Source organism: Microbacterium sp. ABRD28, assembly GCF_003850245.1.
In the GTDB taxonomy this organism is placed as follows: Bacteria; Actinomycetota; Actinomycetes; order Actinomycetales; family Microbacteriaceae; genus Microbacterium.
Window position 1 is genome coordinate 1,380,229 of record NZ_CP031015.1, and the last position, 18,924, is coordinate 1,399,152.

17 protein-coding genes are annotated in these 18,924 nt (G+C 71.1%); 5 read left to right on the plus strand and 12 right to left on the minus strand.

The window, feature by feature from the left end; translation table 11 throughout:
* Positions 1 to 16 precede the first annotated feature (16 nt).
* Genes DT073_RS06710 through DT073_RS06720 form a run of 3 tightly spaced genes read left to right on the plus strand, consistent with a single transcriptional unit; the run spans position 17 to position 2,885 of the window.
* A complete protein-coding gene (locus tag DT073_RS06710) occupies positions 17 to 430 on the plus strand; it encodes a cytidine deaminase (protein ID WP_240638833.1) in 414 nt (137 codons plus the stop codon).
* Positions 427 to 1,737: a thymidine phosphorylase gene (locus DT073_RS06715; RefSeq protein ID WP_124292693.1), complete on the plus strand. Its 1,311-nt coding sequence runs from the start codon at positions 427 to 429 to the stop codon at positions 1,735 to 1,737. The genes DT073_RS06710 and DT073_RS06715 overlap by 4 nt, the downstream gene beginning before the upstream one ends.
* Before the next feature lie 32 nt (positions 1,738 to 1,769).
* Positions 1,770 to 2,885: an adenosine deaminase gene (locus DT073_RS06720; RefSeq protein WP_124292694.1), complete on the plus strand. Its 1,116-nt coding sequence runs from the start codon at positions 1,770 to 1,772 to the stop codon at positions 2,883 to 2,885.
* Positions 2,886 to 2,998: 113 nt separating this feature from the next.
* Here DT073_RS06720 and DT073_RS06725 read toward each other — a convergent pair whose 3' ends face one another.
* From DT073_RS06725 to DT073_RS06755, 8 genes are all read right to left on the minus strand, one after another.
* Positions 2,999 to 3,841, minus strand: coding sequence for a type IV toxin-antitoxin system AbiEi family antitoxin domain-containing protein (locus DT073_RS06725; protein WP_164478161.1), 843 nt, complete (start codon positions 3,839 to 3,841; stop codon positions 2,999 to 3,001).
* Positions 3,842 to 4,061: 220 nt separating this feature from the next.
* Entirely contained in the window at positions 4,062 to 4,874 is an 813-nt protein-coding gene (locus DT073_RS06730) for an alpha/beta hydrolase (protein WP_240638795.1), read from the minus strand.
* Between the two features lie 69 nt (positions 4,875 to 4,943).
* On the minus strand, positions 4,944 to 6,098 hold the full coding sequence (locus tag DT073_RS06735; protein WP_124292695.1) for a mannitol-1-phosphate 5-dehydrogenase: 1,155 nt from the start codon (positions 6,096 to 6,098) through the stop codon (positions 4,944 to 4,946).
* Positions 6,095 to 6,532 (minus strand): PTS mannitol transporter subunit IIA, encoded by a 438-nt coding sequence (locus tag DT073_RS16060; RefSeq protein WP_240638796.1) that lies wholly within the window; start codon positions 6,530 to 6,532, stop codon positions 6,095 to 6,097. The genes DT073_RS06735 and DT073_RS16060 overlap by 4 nt, the downstream gene beginning before the upstream one ends.
* 111 nt (positions 6,533 to 6,643) lie before the next feature.
* Positions 6,644 to 8,200, minus strand: coding sequence for a PTS mannitol transporter subunit IIBC (locus DT073_RS06740; protein ID WP_240638797.1), 1,557 nt, complete (start codon positions 8,198 to 8,200; stop codon positions 6,644 to 6,646).
* Positions 8,197 to 9,843 carry a phosphoenolpyruvate--protein phosphotransferase gene (gene ptsP / locus DT073_RS06745; RefSeq protein WP_240638834.1) on the minus strand — a complete coding sequence of 549 codons (1,647 nt, stop codon included), beginning with the start codon at positions 9,841 to 9,843 and terminating at the stop codon, positions 8,197 to 8,199. Before ptsP ends, DT073_RS06740 begins: the two co-directional genes overlap by 4 nt.
* A 71-nt stretch (positions 9,844 to 9,914) precedes the next feature.
* Positions 9,915 to 10,190: an HPr family phosphocarrier protein gene (locus DT073_RS06750; RefSeq protein ID WP_124292697.1), complete on the minus strand. Its 276-nt coding sequence runs from the start codon at positions 10,188 to 10,190 to the stop codon at positions 9,915 to 9,917.
* Between the two features lie 46 nt (positions 10,191 to 10,236).
* Positions 10,237 to 10,593 carry a PTS sugar transporter subunit IIB gene (locus tag DT073_RS06755; protein WP_124292698.1) on the minus strand — a complete coding sequence of 119 codons (357 nt, stop codon included), beginning with the start codon at positions 10,591 to 10,593 and terminating at the stop codon, positions 10,237 to 10,239.
* A 170-nt stretch (positions 10,594 to 10,763) separates the two neighbouring features.
* Here DT073_RS06755 and DT073_RS06760 point away from each other — a divergent pair, with 170 nt between their 5' ends.
* Positions 10,764 to 12,695, plus strand: coding sequence for a BglG family transcription antiterminator (locus tag DT073_RS06760; RefSeq protein ID WP_205783049.1), 1,932 nt, complete (start codon positions 10,764 to 10,766; stop codon positions 12,693 to 12,695).
* Between the two features lie 133 nt (positions 12,696 to 12,828).
* Here the strand turns inward: DT073_RS06760 and DT073_RS06765 are convergent, their stop codons facing one another.
* From DT073_RS06765 to DT073_RS06780, 4 genes are read right to left on the minus strand one after another with little or no spacing between them, the layout of a single operon-like run.
* Entirely contained in the window at positions 12,829 to 13,413 is a 585-nt protein-coding gene (locus tag DT073_RS06765) for a GNAT family N-acetyltransferase (protein WP_124292699.1), read from the minus strand.
* A gap of 10 nt (positions 13,414 to 13,423) precedes the next feature.
* Positions 13,424 to 14,824 (minus strand): MFS transporter, encoded by a 1,401-nt coding sequence (locus tag DT073_RS06770; RefSeq protein ID WP_124292700.1) that lies wholly within the window; start codon positions 14,822 to 14,824, stop codon positions 13,424 to 13,426.
* Entirely contained in the window at positions 14,821 to 16,530 is a 1,710-nt protein-coding gene (locus tag DT073_RS06775; RefSeq protein ID WP_124294393.1) for a phospho-sugar mutase, read from the minus strand. Before DT073_RS06775 ends, DT073_RS06770 begins: the two co-directional genes overlap by 4 nt.
* A gap of 8 nt (positions 16,531 to 16,538) precedes the next feature.
* Complete coding sequence (locus DT073_RS06780) at positions 16,539 to 17,372, minus strand: purine-nucleoside phosphorylase (protein ID WP_124292701.1); 834 nt, start codon at positions 17,370 to 17,372, stop codon at positions 16,539 to 16,541.
* 81 nt (positions 17,373 to 17,453) lie between these two features.
* Here DT073_RS06780 and DT073_RS06785 point away from each other — a divergent pair, with 81 nt between their 5' ends.
* Positions 17,454 to 18,908 (plus strand): NAD(P)H-quinone dehydrogenase, encoded by a 1,455-nt coding sequence (locus tag DT073_RS06785; RefSeq protein WP_124292702.1) that lies wholly within the window; start codon positions 17,454 to 17,456, stop codon positions 18,906 to 18,908.
* Positions 18,909 to 18,924: the final 16 nt, after the last annotated feature.

Genomic DNA, 18,924 nt, shown 5'->3' on the forward strand with positions numbered 1-18,924 from the left:
TCAGGTCCCGGTCGATATCGACTGGGACCACCTGAGGACCGTCGCCAACGAGGCGGCATCGCGGGCTTACGCACCGTACTCGCGCTATCGCGTGGGCGCGGCGGCGCTCGTCTCCGACGGGCGCGTGGTGGCGGGGTGCAACGTCGAGAACGCCTCCTACGGCGTCACCCTCTGCGCGGAATGCGGGCTGGTGTCGGAGCTGCACATGTCCGGCGGCGGTCAGCTCGTCGCCTTCCTGTGCGTCAACGGCGAGGGCGAGACGATCATGCCGTGCGGTCGCTGCCGGCAGCTGCTGTTCGAGCACGCGATCCCCGGGATGCTGCTGGAGACCGTCTCGGGCATCCGTACCATCGACGAGGTGCTGCCCGATGCCTTCGGTCCGCGCGATCTCGAGGCGCGGCCGAACCGCGAGTCGGAGTCGGCGCGATGAGCGGTGCTGCCGCACCCGAGCCCTTCGACGCCGTCGATGTCATCCGCGCCAAGCGCGACGGCAAGCCGGTCTCCGAGGACGCGCTGCGATGGATGATCGATGCGTACACCCGCGGCTACGTCATGGACGCGCAGATGTCGGCGTTCACGATGGCGGTGCTGCTCAACGGCATGTCGCGGGACGAGATCCGCGTGATGACCGACGCGATGATCGCCTCCGGCGAGCGGATGAGCTTCGAGGGTCTCGGCAAGACCACCGTCGACAAGCACTCCACCGGCGGCGTCGGTGACAAGATCACCCTCCCCCTCGCGCCGCTCGTCGCGGCCTTCGGCGTGGCTGTTCCGCAGCTCTCGGGCCGCGGGCTCGGGCACACCGGTGGCACGCTCGACAAGCTGGAGTCGATCCCCGGTTGGCGCGCCGCGCTGTCGAACGACGAACTCCACGCGCAGCTGCGCGACGTCGGAGCGGTCATCTGCGCCGCGGGCTCGGGCCTGGCGCCGGCGGACAAGCGCCTCTACGCACTGCGTGATGTCACCGGGACCGTCGAGGCCATCCCGCTCATCGCATCGAGCATCATGTCCAAGAAGATCGCGGAGGGGACGGCCGCGCTGGTGCTGGACGTGAAGTTCGGCTCGGGCGCGTTCATGCAGGACATCGACCGAGCCCGCGAGCTCGCGAGCACGATGGTCGGACTCGGCACCGATTCGGGCGTGGCGACCACGGCACTCCTCACCGACATGAACACGCCGCTGGGTCTTGCGATCGGCAACGCCAACGAGGTGCGCGAGTCTGTCGAGGTGCTCGCCGGTGGGGGCCCTGCCGACGTCGTCGAACTGACCGTCGCGCTGGCGCGCGAGATGCTCGCCCTCGCCGGTCAGCCGGATGCCGACGTGGCGGCCGCCCTGCAGGACGGTCGGGCGATGGACGTCTGGAGGGCGATGATCCGCGCCCAGGACGGCGACCCCGACGCCGCACTCCCCACGGCACGCGAGACGCACACCGTCACCGCGCCGCGCGGGGGCATCGTCACCCGCATGGAGGCGCTGCCCTTCGGCATCGCCGCCTGGCGCCTGGGAGCGGGCCGCGCCCGGGCCGAGGACGCCGTCATCCACGCGGCCGGTATCGACCTGCACGTCAAGCCCGGCGACGAGGTCGCCGAAGGCGCACCCGTCTTCACCCTCTCGGCCGATGATCCGGCCCGTTTCGCCCGGGCACTGGACGCCGTCGAGGGGGCGTGGGACATTGGCGAAGACGCGCCCGCCGCGTCATCCCTCGTTCGCGAACGCATCACCGCCGACTCGATCTGATTCGCCGCCCGCCCAACCCCCGGAGGAACACGATGGCCATCGATCAGCACGGTGACGCCCAGCTGGAGGGTGTGTCTCTGCGGAGCCTGCCCAAGATCTCCCTGCACGACCACCTCGACGGCGGTCTGCGCCCCGCCACGATCGTGGAGCTCGCCGACGACGCCGACGTCGACCTGCCCGAGGACGACGCCGAGGCGCTCGGGGAGTGGTTCGCCGAGAAGAGCGACTCGGGGTCGCTCGTGGAGTACCTCAAGACCTTCGACGTCACCCTGTCGGTGCTGCAGACCCGCGAGGGCCTCACGCGCGTCGCCCGTGAGTTCGTCGAGGACCTCGCCGCCGACGGCGTGATCTACGGCGAGGTGCGGTGGGCGCCCGAGCAGCACCTCGGCGGCGGCCTCACCCTCGACGAGGTCGTGGAGGCGGTGCAGGACGGCATCGAAGAGGGCGAAGATCTCGCCGCCGACGCCGGGCGCGACATCCGTGTCGGGCAGCTCATCACCGCCATGCGCCACACCGACCGCTCGCACGAGATCGCGCGGCTCGCGGTGGAGTGGCGCGGGCGCGGCGCCGTCGGGTTCGACATCGCCGGCCCCGAGGACGGCTTCCTCCCGTCGCGGCACCGCAAGGCGTTCGACTACCTCGCCGGCCAGTTCTTCCCCGTCACCGTCCACGCCGGCGAGGCGGCGGGGCTCGAGTCCATCCGGTCGGCGCTCATCGACGGCCGCGCCCTGCGTCTCGGGCACGGCGTGCGCATCGCCGAAGACCTCGACATCGTGCAGCGGTCGGGCGAAGAAGTGCTCGTGGAGTTCGGCGACCTCGCCCGGTGGGTGCGCGACCGCGAGATCCCGCTGGAGCTGTCGCCGTCGTCGAACCTGCAGACCGGTGCGATCCAGCGGTGGGGCACCGACCTCGAAGACCACCCGTTCGACCTGCTCTACCAGCTGGGTTTCGCGGTGACGGTCAACGTCGACAACCGGCTCATGAGCCGCACCTCGCTCACCCGCGAGCTCGCGCTCCTTGCCGAGGCCTTCGACTACGGACTCGACGACCTCGAGGCGTTCCAGATGAACGCCGCCGCGGGCGCGTTCCTCCCTGTGGAGCAGCGCGAGGAGCTGATCGACCTCATCTCCGACGGCTTCGACCGCTAGGCGCGGCGCCGGCCGCGTGCCGCTTCCCCAACTCCTGCAGAATCCCCGGCCGAGGCCCGAAACCCCGGATTTCGGCCTGTCGGGACGCCAGATGCAGGAGTTGGGGACATGCGTCACCGCGTCCGGCGCGTGAGAACGACGGCTCGGAGGGCGGTCGCCGTGGCGTCGTAGGCGTAGAGAAGGTCTTCGGCCATGGGGCGAATGGTCGTGTAACCGAGTGCGGCAGCAGCGATATCGCGGCGCCGGTCTCGCCGCTGAGCATCCCACCCGTCGTGGTGAGCCTTGCTGTCGCACTCGATGATGAGCCATCCGTCGACGACGAAGTCGACCCGGCCCACGCCGGGGATCTGCACCTGGACGTCGACCTTGCACCCGAGCCCTCGCAGAATCAGGCGGACCAGCGTCTCGGGCCCCGACTCCATACGACGATCGAGGAGTCGTCGGAGCGCCTGGTAGCGACGGGGGAGCCGTCGGAACACCTCGGCTATCCCCGCTTCATCCACCACGCCGAGGTGCCACGCGCTGTCGAGGGTGGCGATCGCGTCCCGCGGAGACTGGCACTTCACCGCTTGGGCCAGCGCCCCGATCAGGTCGGCGCAGAGGTCGTCGGAGGGCTTTCCGCCGTTTCGCCAGTGAGCGGTGACGTCGTGTCGGCGCGGAGGGATGCGGCTGGCTGCGCGGTCGAACTGGATGTGCAACTCTGGGCGCTCCCGTACGAAGACGCCGAGGGTGGCGAGAAGCGAGACGCAATCGAGGCGGCCTCCGGCGCGTCCGGCGTCGAGGACGTGCGGGTGGCAGCGCGGATCGGCGTACCGGCCCCTGCGCAGCCGGATGAGCCGTCCCTCTGTCACCAACCGCCGGATCATCCGCTTGTCGAGCCCGCGCTGGGCGAGTCCCTGCGTACTGAGGAAGGTCGCGGAAAGAACCTGCGACGAGGCGAGGTGGGAGTCGACCACACGTCCATTCCACGGGCGCGGACCCGTTGCGGGTCGTCGCGCGGGCGATCCGTGGACAGGGTGCGCGGTTCACTTCGCTGTGCAGGAGGGGTGGGTGCGACCCGGCCCGTGTCCCTCACTCCTGCAGAATCGACCTCGTACGGTGACGGGAGAGTCATTCGGGGCCCGCCAGTGACGTTGTGCAGGAGTTCGGGACACCCCGGCCCCGGCGGGCGGGCGGTCAGCGGGGGAGGGCGTCGACGAAGGGGGCCAGCAGGCCCGCGAGCTCGGACCGCATCTCCGGCAGCGTGATCGACGCCTCGTTGTCGCCCGCCTGCGGGCCGTAGGCGCCGAAGGCGGCGTGGTTGGCACCCTCGATCTCGGTCATCAGCGCGTCCTCGGGCAGCAGCGGCCGCGCCTCGGCGATCTTCTCGGGGGTGGAGAGCCCGTCCTCGCTCCCCGCGATGCTGATGACGGGCAGATCCGAGTCAGAGACGTCGCCCGCGCAGTAGGACGCGAACAGTGCGAGCGCGTCGGCGTCGCCGGCGAGCTGGCACGCTCGCACGCCGCCGAGCGAGTGCCCGCCGACGATCCACTCGTCGATACCGGGCACCAGGTCGGTGAAGCTCGACAGCGGCCGCAGATCGAAGAACGCCAGGTTCAGCCAGGGCTTGGTGATGACGACCGTCACTCCGTCTTCGGCCACGACGTCCGCCATCGTCGCCGCATACGCCGCAGCCTCGACCTTCGCCCCGGGGATGTAGACGAGGCCGACCTCTCCCGGCCCGTCGGACGGCTCGAGGATGACGGCCGTCGAGGTGTCGGTGAACCGGATGCCGGGATCGCTCTGCACCTCGGCGAGCGGACCGGCCTCGGCCTGCATCACCCCGACCTGGCTCCAGACGACGAGGCCGCCGACGGCGAGGAGGAGCAGCACGCCGATCGAGCCGAGCGCCCACGCCAGCACGCGCCGCCACCGGCGCCGCGGGCGGGGCGCCGCGTCAGACGATTCGGACGACTCGTCTGCAGCCCTGTCGGAAGATCCGGATGACACCCCCCGAGCGTACCGCCGCCCGTGCGCCCCGGCCCACGCCCGACGCCCGCAGCCGCGCGGCGCCGCAGGTCAGCCCGCGAGCGCCGCTTGCCGCGCGGCGACCGCGTCGCGCACGCGCGCGTACAGAGGATGACTCCGCTCGAGCCCGGTCACCGCAGCCGTCACCGCGTCGGCGTCCTGCTCCCGCAGCATCGCCTGCAGTTCCACCGCCTGGGGGTCGTCGGGGTCGTCGAACGCGAGCGCCGCGCCCATGGCCGCGACGAGCGCCTCCACTGAGAGCCCCCGCTCGGCCGCTTCGGCCGCCGGCCCGACGAACCGCTCGTTGCGCGAGAGCTTCCGCAGCGGCTGCCGCGCGACCCGGCGCACGTGATCGGGCAGCGCGGGGTTGGCGAAGCGCGCGAGGATCGTCGCGCGGTACTCCGCCAGCTCCTCGGGGGCGAACTCGTGCTTGGCGATCAGCACCGCCGAGGTCTCCTCCAGCGCTGCCGCCACCCGCGCGGCGATCGCCGGGTCGGCGAGGGCGTCGGCGATCCGCTCGACACCCGCCTGCGCGCCGAAGTACGCCGTCGCGGCATGCCCGGTGTTCACGGTGAACAGCTTCCGCTCGATGTACGGGGTGAGGTCGTCGACGAAGTGCGCACCGGGGATAGCGGGCGGGTCGTCACCGAAGGGATGCCGCTCGATCGCCCATTCGAAGAACGGCTCGACCGTGACATCCACCCCCGCGCCCGCGGGCTGCTCGGGCACGATCCTGTCGACGGCGGTATTGGCGAACACCGCGCGCTGCTCCAGTGCCGCCCAGGCCTCACCCGCCGCTTCGACCATCTCGTCGCGGAGCAGGTCGGTGGCGTTGATCGCGTTCTCGCAGGCCATGATCTGCAGCGGCGGGGACGACGGGTCGCGCAGCGCGAGACCCGCCACGAGGTGCGGCGCGACGAAGCGCAGGATGGTCGGACCCACGGCTGTCGTCACGACGTTCGCGCCCGCGACCTCCTCGATCACCTGGTCGGGATGCTCGGCGCTGTTGATCGCCCGGAACCCCGTGACGACGTGGTCGCGCCCGCCCTCACCGACCTCGTGCACGGTGTACTCCGACACGGCGTTGATGGCGTCGACGAGCGGCCCCGCGACATCCGAGAAGACCACCTCGTAGCCGCCCTCGTGCAGCAGCAGTCCGACGAAGCCCCGCCCGATGTTCCCGGCGCCGAAGTGGACCGCCTTCATTCCACGCCCGCCGCGACGGCGTCGTACAGCTCCTGAGCCGTCGAGGTCGCCTTCAGCCGCGCCACGTCGTCCTCCTCGGAGAACAGCAGCGCGATCCGCGAGAGGATCTCGAGGTGCTCGTCGCCCTTGCCGGCGATGCCGATGACGAAGGTCACCTGCTCGCCGCCCCAGTCGACGCCGCCGTCGTAGCGCACGACCGAGAGGCCCGACTCGAGGATGGTGTCCTTCGTCTCGTTGGTGCCGTGCGGGATCGCCAGCTCGTTGCCCATGTAGGTCGAGACCGTCTGCTCGCGCTGCTGCATCGCATCGAAGTAGGCGCCGGTGACGGCGCCGACCGACTCGAGGATCTCGGCGGCCTCGCGCATCGCCTCCTCGCGGGTCGCGCTGCCGGAGTGGATGCGGACCTGCCCGGGGGTGAGGACCTCACGTGCCATGATTTCGCCTTTCGCTCGTCTCGTCGTGCGTCGTTGTCGTCGGTGATGAAGACGGATGCCGGGAGCCGCGCGTCCACGCACCGGCCCCCGGCATCCGGGTCGATCAGATGCTCACGCACCATCCTTGTGCTGATCGCGCACGAGTTCCACGACCTCGTCGTACCGCGGCGAGTTCATGAAGTTGTCCACCGACACGTGGATCGCGCCCGGTGTCTGGCGCCGCGCGCGGTCGGTGAGCTGGTTCTGCGTGATCACGAGGTCGGCCGAATCGTCGAGCGCGGCGATGGCCTTGTTGACCACGGTCACGTCTTCGATACCGGCCTTCTTGATCTTGTTGCGCAGGACGCTGGCGCCCATGGCCGAGGAGCCCATGCCGGCGTCGCAGGCGAACACGATGCTCTTCACTTCGCGCTCGGTCATGACCGCCGGCTCCACGCCGCCGCCGGCCTGGGTGGCCGCCCCGCCGCGCAGGTTGGACAGCGCGTCGGAGGACTTGCCCTTGGCCGCCTCGGTCTGGGTGATCGCCGCGCCGAAGGCGTCGTCGGTCGCCGCGAGGGCCTCGAGGTCGCGCTTGCGGGAAGCTCGGAGGATGACGGCGGCGATGAGGAATGTCACTCCCGCCGAGAGGATGACCGAGAGGATGACCGCGAAGTAGGCGCCGTTCGCGGTCTGCAGCATCACCGCGATGATGCTTCCGGGCGCAGCCGGCGCCCGAAGCGCCCCACCGAGGAGCATGTTGGTGGTGACACCGGTCATACCCCCCGCGATGAGGGCCAGGATGACGGCCGGCTTCATCAGCGCGTAGGGGAAGTAGACCTCGTGGATGCCGCCGAAGAACTGGATGATCGCGGCGCCCGGGGCCGACGCGCGGGCGGCGCCGAGTCCGAAGATCGCGAACGCCAGCAGGAGGCCAAGGCCCGGGCCGGGGTTGGCTTCGAGGAGGAACAGGATCGACGAGCCCTGCTCGTCGGCCTGCTGGATGCCGAGCGGTGTCAGCACGCCGTGGTTGATGGCGTTGTTGAGGAAGAGCACCTTCGCCGGCTCGATGATGATGCTCGTCAGTGGCAGGAGGTTCGCTTCGACGAGGAAGTCCACGGCGTTGCTGAGCGTGGTCATGAGGCCGTTGACCAGCCACGCGATGGGGTAGAACCCGACGACGGCCATGACGAAGCCCCAGATGCCGGCCGAGAACATGTTCACGAGCATCTCGAAGCCGGCGCGGATCTTTCCGTCCCACAGGCTGTCGAGCCACTTCATGGTGTAGGCCGCCAGCGGCGCCATGATCATCGCGCCGATGAACATGTGCACCTGGCCGAGCTGGTTGTCGGCGGGGAGGGTCGCGTTGATGTCGGCGATCAGCTTGTCCGACCCGGCGATGGCGCCCATCACGGCGATCGAGGCGACCACGCCGCCGCGCACGCCGTAGACGATGGTGCCGCCGGTGTAGGCGATGATGATCGGCAGCAGGTAGTGGATGAAGGGTCCGACGATCGTCGCGAGGTCGGCGTTGGGCGTCCAGCCCACCTCGATGAAGAACGCCGTGAAGATGCCCCAGGCGATCAGCGCCGGAATGTTCGGCATGATCATGCCGGACAGGAACGTTCCGAAACGCTGAACGCCGACCCGCACCCCTCCGGACTTTCGCGCCGGTGCAGACGTCGTTGTCATTGCTGTGTCTCCTTCGTTGTGGTCGCGGCCCCGCGTTGGGTGGCGAGGAGGGCCGCATCTCGGGCTGCCGCGGCATCATCCGCGGCGAGGGCTGCCTCGGCGATCGCGCGTGCGTCGTCGAGGGTGTACTGCAGGAGGGTGGCGCGCACGTCCGCGAGGGCGCTCGGCGCCATCGACAGGCTCGTCGCGCCGAGCCCGACCAGAACGACCGCCAGCAGGGGGTCGGCAGCGGCTTCGCCGCAGATCCCCACGGGCTTGCCGTGTGCGCGGCCGGCGTCGCCCACCTCGCGGATGAGGCGGAGGACGGCCGGATGCCACGGGTCCTGGAACCCCGCGACCGAACCGAGCAGACGGTCGGCGGCGAGGGTGTACTGGGTGAGGTCGTTCGTGCCGATCGAGGCGAAGTCGGCGTGCGCGAGCACGCGGTCGGCGAGGAGCGCCGAGGAGGGCACCTCCACCATCACCCCCGCGGTGCGGATGCCGTACTCCTTCGCCAGCGCCGTGAAGTACGCCGTCTCCTCGACGGTGGCGACCATCGGCGCCATGACCCACAGATCGGCCGGGCCCTCGGGGGAGCGCCTCGTCGCGGCATCCGCCTCTGCCAGCGCCGTGAGCTGCTCGCGCAGGATGTCCTCGCTCGCGCGGAGCGCGCGCAGACCCCGGAGCCCGAGGGCGGGGTTCTCCTCGTGCGCGTCGTTGAGGAACGGCAGGGGTTTGTCGGCGCCGGCGTCGAGCACGCGCACGACGACCTTCTTTCCGGGGAACGCCCGGAGGAGCTGCTCGTACGACGTCCGCTGCTGCTCGACCGTCGGCGCCGAGGAGGCGCTGAGGAAGAGGAACTCGGTGCGGAACAGTCCCACCCCCTCTGCGCCGAGCGCCACGGCCTCGGCGGCACCCTCGGGCTTGCCGAGGTTCGCCAGGAGCGGCATGGGCGTGCCGTCGGCCAGGGCGCCGTTGGTGATCGGCGCGGACGCCGCGTTCGCGCGGGCGTCGGCGCGCACGCGTGCGCGCTGCAGCTCGTCGTCGGTCGGGTCGGCGGTGACGACGCCGGCGGCGGCGTCGACGATCACGCTCTGCCCCTCGGTGAGCGCGGCGGCGCCGGCGGCGCCGACGATGGCGACGATCCCCTTCTCGCGGGCGAGGATGGCGGTGTGCGAAGTGGGTCCGCCCTCGGTGGTCACGAGCGCGAGCACCTGGTCGAGATCGAGCAGAGCGGTGTCGGCAGGGGCGAGGTCCTTCGCGACGAGGACGAACGGATGACCCGGTTCGGGCACACCCGGAGCCGCCACGCCTCGCAGCCGCGCGATGACACGCTGGGCGACGTCGTCGAGGTCGGCGGCGCGCTCGCCGAGGTAGCCGCCGACGGCGGTGAGCTGGTCGCGGAACGCGGCGAACGCCTCGAACACCGCGCGCTCGCCGGTCTTTCCGTCGGCCAGTCGCGTGCCGATCTCGTCGGACAGCGTCGGGTCCTCGGCCATCATGGCCTGCGCCTCGAGCACGTCCTGCGCCGCGCCGCCGGCCTGCTCGGCGCGCTCCTCGAGCTCGCGGGCGACCGCGGCCACCGCCTCGTCGACGCGCTCCCGTTCGGCGGCCTCGCCGATCGTGCTCGGCTCGTCGGCGGGGGCGGGCAGCGGCTCGGCCATGCGGGCCACCGGGCCCTGCGCGACGCCCAGACCGATCCCGACGCCGCGGATCCCGGAACGTGTCACGGTGCTCACGCCGCGTCGTGGTCGGTGGTCAGCAGCTCGCTGAGAGCGTCGAGCACGTTCTCGGCGTTCTCGCCGTCGGCGGTGAGCGTGACGTAGTCGCCCTGGTCGACGCCCAGCGAGATCACGCCGAGGATGCTCGCGGCGTTCACCGGCTCACCCGAGCCCTTGGCCACCGTGATCGGGATGCCGGCTTCCTTCGCCGCCTGCGCGAAGAGCTTTGCGGGGCGGGCGTGCAGCCCGTGCGACGATCCGATGCGCACCGTGCGGGTCAGGGGGGCCATGGTGATTCCTCTCCTCGGTTCTCAGTGGGGGCTGACTCGCGGGGAGTCAGGTGTGCGCGGGGTTCTCGGCCCCGGCATCCGTCGTGGTCTCCGGTGCCGCGACGGCGACCGCGCGACGCACGAGTTCCAGCGTGCGGGCGCCGCCGAGGTCGGCGAAGACGTCATCGGGCAGCAGCACCACCGTCGTCATCCGCAGGGCCGCTGCCTCCTCGATGTGCGGGAGCGCATCGGCAAGGTGCGGACCGACGAGGATCACGTCGGTGGCATCGAGGTCGATCGGGAGCGACTGCTCGGTCCCGGCGATGGCGGTCCAGGGCAGTCCCGCATCCTGTGCGGCGCGGCGCACACGCTGCGCCACGAAGGTGCTGGACGCACCCGCTCCACACACGACAAGGATCCGCATCGATCCGCCCTCCTCGTGAGCGATTCTTGTGAACTCGCTGAGGGCCGACAAGTCACGCGTTCTTCCGCCCGGGCGGAAACCCCTGCCTGCCCCCGGGCTCTGCGGGCCCCGGCGTGGTTGACTGGTGCTCGATCCGGACCGCGGCACGGCGGCCCGGCGGAGGGGTGCCCGTGACCAAAGCCAGGCAGGATCGCCTGCTGACGCTGCTGCTGCGGGACGGCACCTGGGCGACGGCCTCGACCCTGGCCGATGCGCTCGGGGTCACCCCCCGCAGCATCCGCTCGTACGTCGGCTCCATCAACGCGCGCGTCGCTCCCGGCGTCGCGATCGAGTCGGGTCCGCTGGGCTATCGGGCGGGGCCCGAGGGTGCCGTCGCTCTGCGGGCCGCCGGGGGGACGGATGCCGGGACCCCGCGTGACCGGCTGCACACCGTCATCCGGGGTCTCCTCGACACCGACACCGGGATCGACCTGTTCGACACCGCGATGGAACTGCACGTCAGTCCCGCCACGCTCGAGGCCGACCTCGCGCGCGTCCGGGGCCTTCTCAGCGGCACCGACCTGACCCTGGAGCGTTCGGCGTCCACGGCGCGACTGCGCGGCGGCGAGATGGCCCGGCGGCGCCTTCTCAGCAGGCTCGCGCACGACGAGATGGATGCCGGTGCGTTCGACCTCGGGGCGCTCCGGCGGAGCCTTGCCGGCACCGCCGTCGACGCCGACGCGTTCGGCGCGTTCAAGTCCGATCTCGTCACCGAGCTCGGCGGACTCGGCTACTACGTCAACGAGCTCGGGATCGCCGACGTCGTCATGCACATCGCCATCGCCGCCGACCGGGTCGCCCACCGGCATCCGCTCTCTCACGACCCCGCGTCGGGCAGCGCCGCCGGGGCCGACGTCGCGGCCGTGATCGAACGCCTCGTGCAGCAGCACTTCGGCGTGCGGCTGGGAGAGGGCGACGTGCAGCATCTCGCCGCGCTCGTGCTCACCCGTGTGATCGCGCCGGGCGGCGAGGGCGTGCAGGCGCGGGCGCGGCCGTCGCTCGACCCTCGGGTGGAGGCGGCGGTGCGGACGGCCGTCGGCCGGGCGGCGCGGGAGTTCCTCGTCGACATCGACGATGAGGACTTCATCACCCGTCTGGCGCTTCACGTTCAGAACCTCCGCCACCGTGCGCAGGACCAGGCGTGGTCGCGCAACCCGCTCACCCGGTCGTTGAAGTCGACGTATCCGATGATCTTCGAGCTGGCGGTGTACATCGCCGGTGAGCTCGACGCCGAGCTCGGCTTCCCCCTGCCCGACGACGAGATCGCCTACATCGCGATGCACGTCGGGGGCCGGCTCGAGCGGAGCCGCCAGAACGCTCAGCTGCTCACAGCCACGATCGTGTGCCCGGGATACTACGAGCTCCACGAGCTGCTGCGCTCGAGCGTGGACCGCTCGCTCGGCCAGGCGATCGAGGTCGTCGGCGTGGAGACGCGCGTCGACCCCGACTGGGAGAACCTCGGCACCGACCTCGTGCTCACCACGATCGACGCGCCGGTGACGGGGGAGCGGATCGTCCGCATCCAGCCGTTCCTCACCGACGCCGACGTCGAGCGGGTGCAGGCGGCGGCGGGCCGGGTGCGCCGCGCGCGGCGCCTCGCACGGCTGCGCACCGAGCTCGAGCGCTACTTCCCCGCCGATGCCTTCGTGCGCGGACTCGACGTCGACGACACCGGCGAGGAGGGGATCATCCGCCGCCTCGGCGGCATGCTCGTCGCCCAGGGCGTCATCGACGACGACTACGTCGAGCGGTCGATCCAGCGGGAGCGGATGTCGTCGACGGCATTCACCGACGCGCTGGCCGTGCCTCATGCGATCGGGATGACCGCGACGCGCACCGCCATCGCGGTGGGGGTCGCCGAGGGGTCGATTCCGTGGGGGGACTCGCGGGTGCAGGTCGTCGCGCTGGTGGCGTTCTCCGAGGGCGACCGGGAGGCCTTCCAGACGGTCTTCGAGCAGCTGGTCGAGGTCTTCTCCGAGCGCGAGAGCGTGTCGCGCATCGTCCGGCGGGGTACCGACTTCCCCGCCTTCCTCGACGAGCTCGTCGCCGTCATCGACGGCTAGCGTCGCTCGCGCGTTCCCAACTCCTGCAGATCCGCCCGGCCCCCGGCCTCGACGGCGCTTCCGGCGGCGTCGGCCCCGTTCTGCAGGAGTTGCGGACATCCAGCGGAGCGAACCCGGCGCTGGGAGCCCGCGTTCACCCGCGGCGAAGCCGCGCCTGGAGGCCCAGCCGTGCGGCGGGCCACTCGTGGGGGAGGAGCGAGTACACCGCGGTGTCGCGCAGCGACCCGTCGGGGCCCAGGCGGTGGTTGCGCAGAATCCCGTCGAGCTTCGCGCCGAGGCGCTCGATCGCCGCGCGCGACTGCCGGTTGTGGAAGTGGGTGCGGAATTCCACCGCGATCGCGTCGCACACCTCGAAGGCGTGCCCGAGCAGGAGAAGCTTCGCGGCCGTGTTGACCGCCGTGCGCTGCGACGCCACGCCCAGCCAGGTGTAACCGATCTCGACGTGCCGATTCGCCTGGTCGATGTTGCAGAAGGTCGTCATGCCGACGGCCGCGCCGGTGTCGGCGCGCACGACCGCCCACGGGTTCATCTCGCCGCGCTCCCCCCACGCCCGCCGCCGTGCGATCTCGGCATCCACGTCGGCGGGGGTCGGTACGGAGGTGTACCACGCATGCTCGAGACCCGCGGCAGCCTCGCGCAGGTCGGCGGCGTGCCCAGCCGCCAGGGGCTCGAGCCGGACGTGAGCGTTTTCGAGGATGACGGGGTCGGTCAGCAGCACGCCCGTCAGCCTACGCGCGCTCGCCGCTGTCGCCGGCCCGGTCACCGCCGCGGTCGTCGGCTCCCGATGTCTCACCCATCGCGGCCTGGACCACCACCGCCCCGGTCGCGGGATCCGGTGCGCGCGATGCCGCCCGCGCGGCGATGATCGCCCGGCGCCCGGCCGGCACGGTGACCGCCAACCCGATGACGATGAATGTCAGCACACCCGCCGCCACCAGGAGGGTCTCGATCGGCACTCTGTCGGCGAGCGGCCCGAAGAACACCATCCCGATCGGCATCGCCACGGCCATGACGATCCCGACGAAGCCGAACACGCGACCCTGCCGTTCGGGTTCGACCGTCTCCTGCAGGAGCGTCATCGACGGCGTCGAGAAGAACGGCACCGCCAGCCCGACGAGGAACATGAAGCCGAAGAACACCCACACGTTCGGTGACAGGCCGAGGCCCACCGAGAGCCCGCCGAACACCAGCGACGACACCACGATGAGACCGATCCGGCTTCGCCGCGCGAAGAAGGTCGCGACCACGACGCCGCCCAGCGTCATCCCGACACTGAAGGCGACCTCCAGCACCGCGAGGTTGACGACGTTCTGCTGCTCACCCGCGTCGAACGAGCGCACCAGCATCAGCGGGGTCAGGTTCGACGGGGCGACGGTGAGGAGGAAGATGATCGCGAACACGATCAGCAGCCACCGTACGAAGGCGTGGTGGGCGATGTATCGCACACCGTCGACGAGGTCGGCGAAGTACGCCGTCGGTGCACCCTCCGCCCGGCGCACCGCCCGCACCGGGATGAGAGCCAGCAGGCCGATCCCGATGACGGCGGTGACGACGTCGATGAAGAAGATCGGGACGAGGGATGCCGCGGTGCCGCCGGTCGCGGCGGACGCCCAGGCGTAGATCGCGCCGGCCGCGGCCGGGGCAAGCAGCGCCATCGCCGACTGGATCGACCCGTTGAGGCCGTTGATCCGCATCAGGTGGCGCGTCGGGGTGATCTGCGGGATGAGCGCCGAGACCGCCGGCATCTGGATGCCCGCTCCGGCCGAACGGATCGCGAGGGCCAGGAAGACCAGCCACAGATCGTCGTATCCGGTCAGCATGATCAGCGCGAGGCCCAGCGTGGTGGCCGCGATGGCGGCATCGGCCCCCATGATCAGGAACTTGCGGTTGTGCCGGTCGGCCCACACACCGCCGAAGATCGACACGATCGCCTGCGGCAGGAACCCGAAGACGGCCGCCAGGGTCATGATCAGCCCCGACTCGTACGTGATCGTGAGATACCAGAAGACGGCGTACTGCACGAGCATCGAGCCGAGGAGGCTCGCGGTCTGACCGCTCAGGAAGAAGACGACGTTCCGCAGCCAGCCCGGGGCCTCTGCGGTGTCGACCGGGGCCGCGTCGGAGGTCATCTCCCCTCGATCTGCGCGAGGAGGGCGCGCGCACCGGCGGCGATGTCGGCGACCTGCGCGGCGGCGTCGGCGGCCGATGACCCGCGCACATCCAGATAGAGCTTCAGCTTCGGTTCCGTCCCGCTCGGGCGCACGATGACCCGGGCGCCCTGGGCGAGCCACAGTCTCAGCACATCGCCGGGCGGCAGGTCGCCGACGCCCTGGCTGAGGTCTTCGAACCGCTCGACGGCGACCGTGCCGATGCGGACTGGAGGGTCGGCGCGCAGCGCCGCCATCACCCGGTCGATCGCCGAGAGGTCATCGACCCGCACCGAGATCTGGTCGCTGGCGAAGAAGCCGAAGGTCTCATCGAACTCGCGCAGCACGTCGGCCAGTGTGCGCCCCTCGGCACGCGCGTCGGTGACGATGCCGAGCAGGGCGATAGCGGCGGAGATCCCGTCCTTGTCGCGCACCGTCTCGGGGTTGACGAGGTAGCCGAGGGCCTCCTCGAAGCCGTAGACGATGCCCGGCGCGCGCGAGATCCACTTGAAACCTGTGAGGGTCGCGTGGAAGTCGAGGCCGTAGTGGTGCGCGACGGCTTCGAGCCCGGGGGAGGAGACGAGAGAACACGCAAGGGATGCCGCGGGCCCGCGCCCCGCATCGGCCGCGGCCGCACGGGCGGCACGCCATCCGAGGAGCAGTCCGACCTGGTTGCCGGTGAGCCGGCGCCAGCCGCCCTCGGCGGCCGGGTCGGGCACAGCGACCGCGAGCCGATCGGCGTCGGGGTCGTTCGCCACGACGAGTTCCGCACCTGAGGCGCGTGCGGTCTCGAAGGCCAGATCCATCGCCCCGGGCTCTTCGGGGTTGGGGAAGGCGACGGTGGGGAAGCGCCCGTCGGGGGCGGTCTGCTGCTCGACGAGGATCGGCTCGGGGTAACCCGCCGCAGCGACGATCTTCGACAGTGTCTCCCAGCCCACGCCGTGCATCGCGGTGTAGACCCAGCGGAGCCCGGCCGCACCCGGCCCGGCCGGTGCGACCCGCGCGGTCGCGGCGACGTAGGCGTCGACGACGGCCTCGTCGGCGAGCTCCCACGCATCCGACCGCGGCAGCTCGTCGACCCGCAGGGTGTCGGCCACGCGCTGGATCTCGGCGGCGATGTGCGCGTCGGCGGGCGCGACGATCTGCGACCCGCCGTGCACCCCTCCGAGATACACCTTGTAGCCGTTGTCGTTCGGCGGATTGTGGCTCGCCGTCACCATGACGCCCGCGTGGGCGCCGAGGTGGCGTACGGCGAAGGCGAGCACAGGAGTCGGGAGAAGACGGGGGAGGACGGTCACGCGCAGTCCCATGCCCGCCATGATCTCGGCGGAGTCGCGGGCGAAGACGTCGGAGTTCCGACGCCCGTCGTAACCGATCACGACGAGTGGGGCCTCGTCTCCGGCTCCCGGTCCGATCTCGTCGGCCTGCGCCAGCACATACGCCCCGAGCCCGGCCGCGGCCTGCGAGACCAGCACCCGGTTCATCCGATTGCTGCCCGCTCCCAGCTCACCGCGCAGGCCCGCGGTGCCGAAGGCCAGGCGCGCGGCGAAGCGGTCGGTCAGCTCGGTGGCCGCGGCCTCGTCTCCGGCCTCCGTGCGCGCGATCAGGTCATCGAGCTCGGCGCGGGTCTCGTCATCGGGATCCTGATCGCGCCAGGCGCGCGCCCGCGCGATCGCGTGCGACCCCACCGGTGCGGTCACAGCTTCTCCACCACCCGGGCGAGGAGGGAGGAGATCACCGGCTCGGCGTCGCGTCCGGCCTCGAGAACCTCCTCGTGGCTGAGAGGCGTGGTCTGGATGCCCGCCGCGAGATTGGTGATGAGCGAGAACCCGAGGATCTCCATCCCGGCCTGTCGGGCCGCGATCGCCTCGAGGGCGGTGGACATGCCGACGATGTCGCCGCCGATGCGCTCGGCCATCCGGACTTCTGCCGGGGTCTCGTAGTGCGGCCCGCGGAACTGGCAGTACACGCCCTCGTCGAGCGTCGCGTCGACCGCGCGCGCGATCTCGCGCAGGCGCTCCGAGTACAGGTCGGTGAGGTCGATGAAGGTCGCGCCTTCGAGCGGTGAGGCGGCCGTGAGGTTGATGTGGTCGCTGATGAGCACCGGCTGCCCCGGATGCCACGTGCGGCGGATGCCGCCCGCGCCGTTGGTGAGGACCATGATCCGGGCCCCGGTCGCGGCGGCGGTCCGGACGCTGTGCACGACACGGCGCACCCCGTGGCCCTCGTAGAAATGCGTGCGCGCGCCGATGACGAGCACCCTGCGGCCGGCAGGGGTGAGGATGCTGCGGATCGTGCCCACGTGACCCTCGAGCGCCGGACGGCTGAAACCGGTCACCTCGGTGGCGGGAACCGTCGCGACGGTCTCGCCGATCAGGTCGGCGGCCTTCCCCCACCCGCTTCCGAGGGTGAGGGCGATGTCGTGGTGGTCCACGCCCGTGAGGCGGGCGATGTCGTCGGCCGCCTGGGCGGCGACGGCGAACGGATCGGCGTTCGGGTCGTCGAGCGGATGGGCAGGGGAATGATGCATGAGATCACGATACGGACCAGATCCGACGCCCTGCCACTGCACCGCCCCCGAGCGACCCCCCGCGGCTGTTTGAATGGAGGCATGTCGTTGAGCTTCGAGCGGACCCAGAGCGTGGCGATCCTGGGCGGCGGTCCCGGCGGGTACGAGGCGGCCCTGGCAGCCGCTCAGCTGGGCGCCGAGGTCACCCTCGTCGAGCGCGCCGGCGTCGGCGGATCGGCCGTCATCACCGATGTCGTCCCCTCCAAGACGCTCATCGCCACGGCCGACGCCGCCGTGGCGATCTCGGAGGCGAGCGACCTGGGCGTGCAGCTGTTCGCCCGAGGCGAGACGGGAAAGCCCCTCAAGCCCGAGATCGCGATCAACCTCGCGGCGGTGAACAAGCGCGTGCTCTCGCTCGCGCGCCAGCAGTCCGACGACATGCGGGCGTCGCTGGTCGAAGCCGGGGTGCGCATCATCTCGGGCCACGGGCGTCTCGAAGGGCGCAACGAGGTCATCGTCTCCACCGACATCGGCGGTACCGATTTCGATCGGGTGGAGGCCGACACCCTCGTCGTCTCGGTCGGCGCCTCGCCCCGTCGGCTGCCGAGCGCCAAGCCCGACGGGCAGCGCATCCTCACCTGGACGCAGCTCTACACGATGAACGCCCTCCCTTCGCACCTCATCGTCGTGGGATCGGGGGTCACCGGGGCCGAGTTCGCCTCGGCGTACATGAACCTCGGAGCCCAGGTCACGCTCATCTCCAGCCGCGACCAGGTGCTCCCGGGCGAGGATGCCGACGCCGCGACCGTGCTCGAGAAGGTGTTCAAGCGCGGCGGCATGACCGTGCTGTCGCGGTGCCGCGCCGAGAGCGTCGTCAACACCGGCGACGGCGTCCAGGTGACCCTGGGCGACGGACGCGTCGTCGAGGGGAGCCACTGCCTCATGGCGGTCGGCGCCATCCCGAACACCGCCGGCATCGGCCTGGAGGAGGCCGGGGTGCAGATGACCGACTCCGGTCACATCCAGGTCAACCGGGTCGCACGCACGAGCGTGCCGAACATCTACGCGGCGGGCGACTGCACCACCTTCGTGCCGCTGGCTTCGGTCGCCTCGATGCAGGGCCGCACCGCCGTCTTCCACGCCCTCGGCGACGTGGTCATCCCGCTCGAGCAACGCCGCATCACCTCGAACATCTTCACCGCTCCCGAGATCGCCACCATCGGCTTCCAGGAGAAGGATGTCACCTCCGGCGCCATCGACGGACAGGTGCTGAAACTCCCTCTCTCGGCCAATCCGCGGGCGAAGATGATGGGGGTGCGCGACGGGTTCGTCAAGCTCATCGCCCGCCGCGGCAGCGGCACCGTCATCGGCGGGGTCATCGTCGCCCCGCGGGCGTCGGAGCTGATCTACCCGATCGCGATCGCCGTGGAGCGGCGCCTCACCGTCGATCAGGTCTCGCGGGTCTTCGCCGTCTATCCCTCGCTGTCGGGCAGCATCACCGATGCCGCGCGCGCCATGCACATCGTCGACCGGCCGATGGACGCCGCCCAGGTCTGACCCGCCCGCGTGCGAG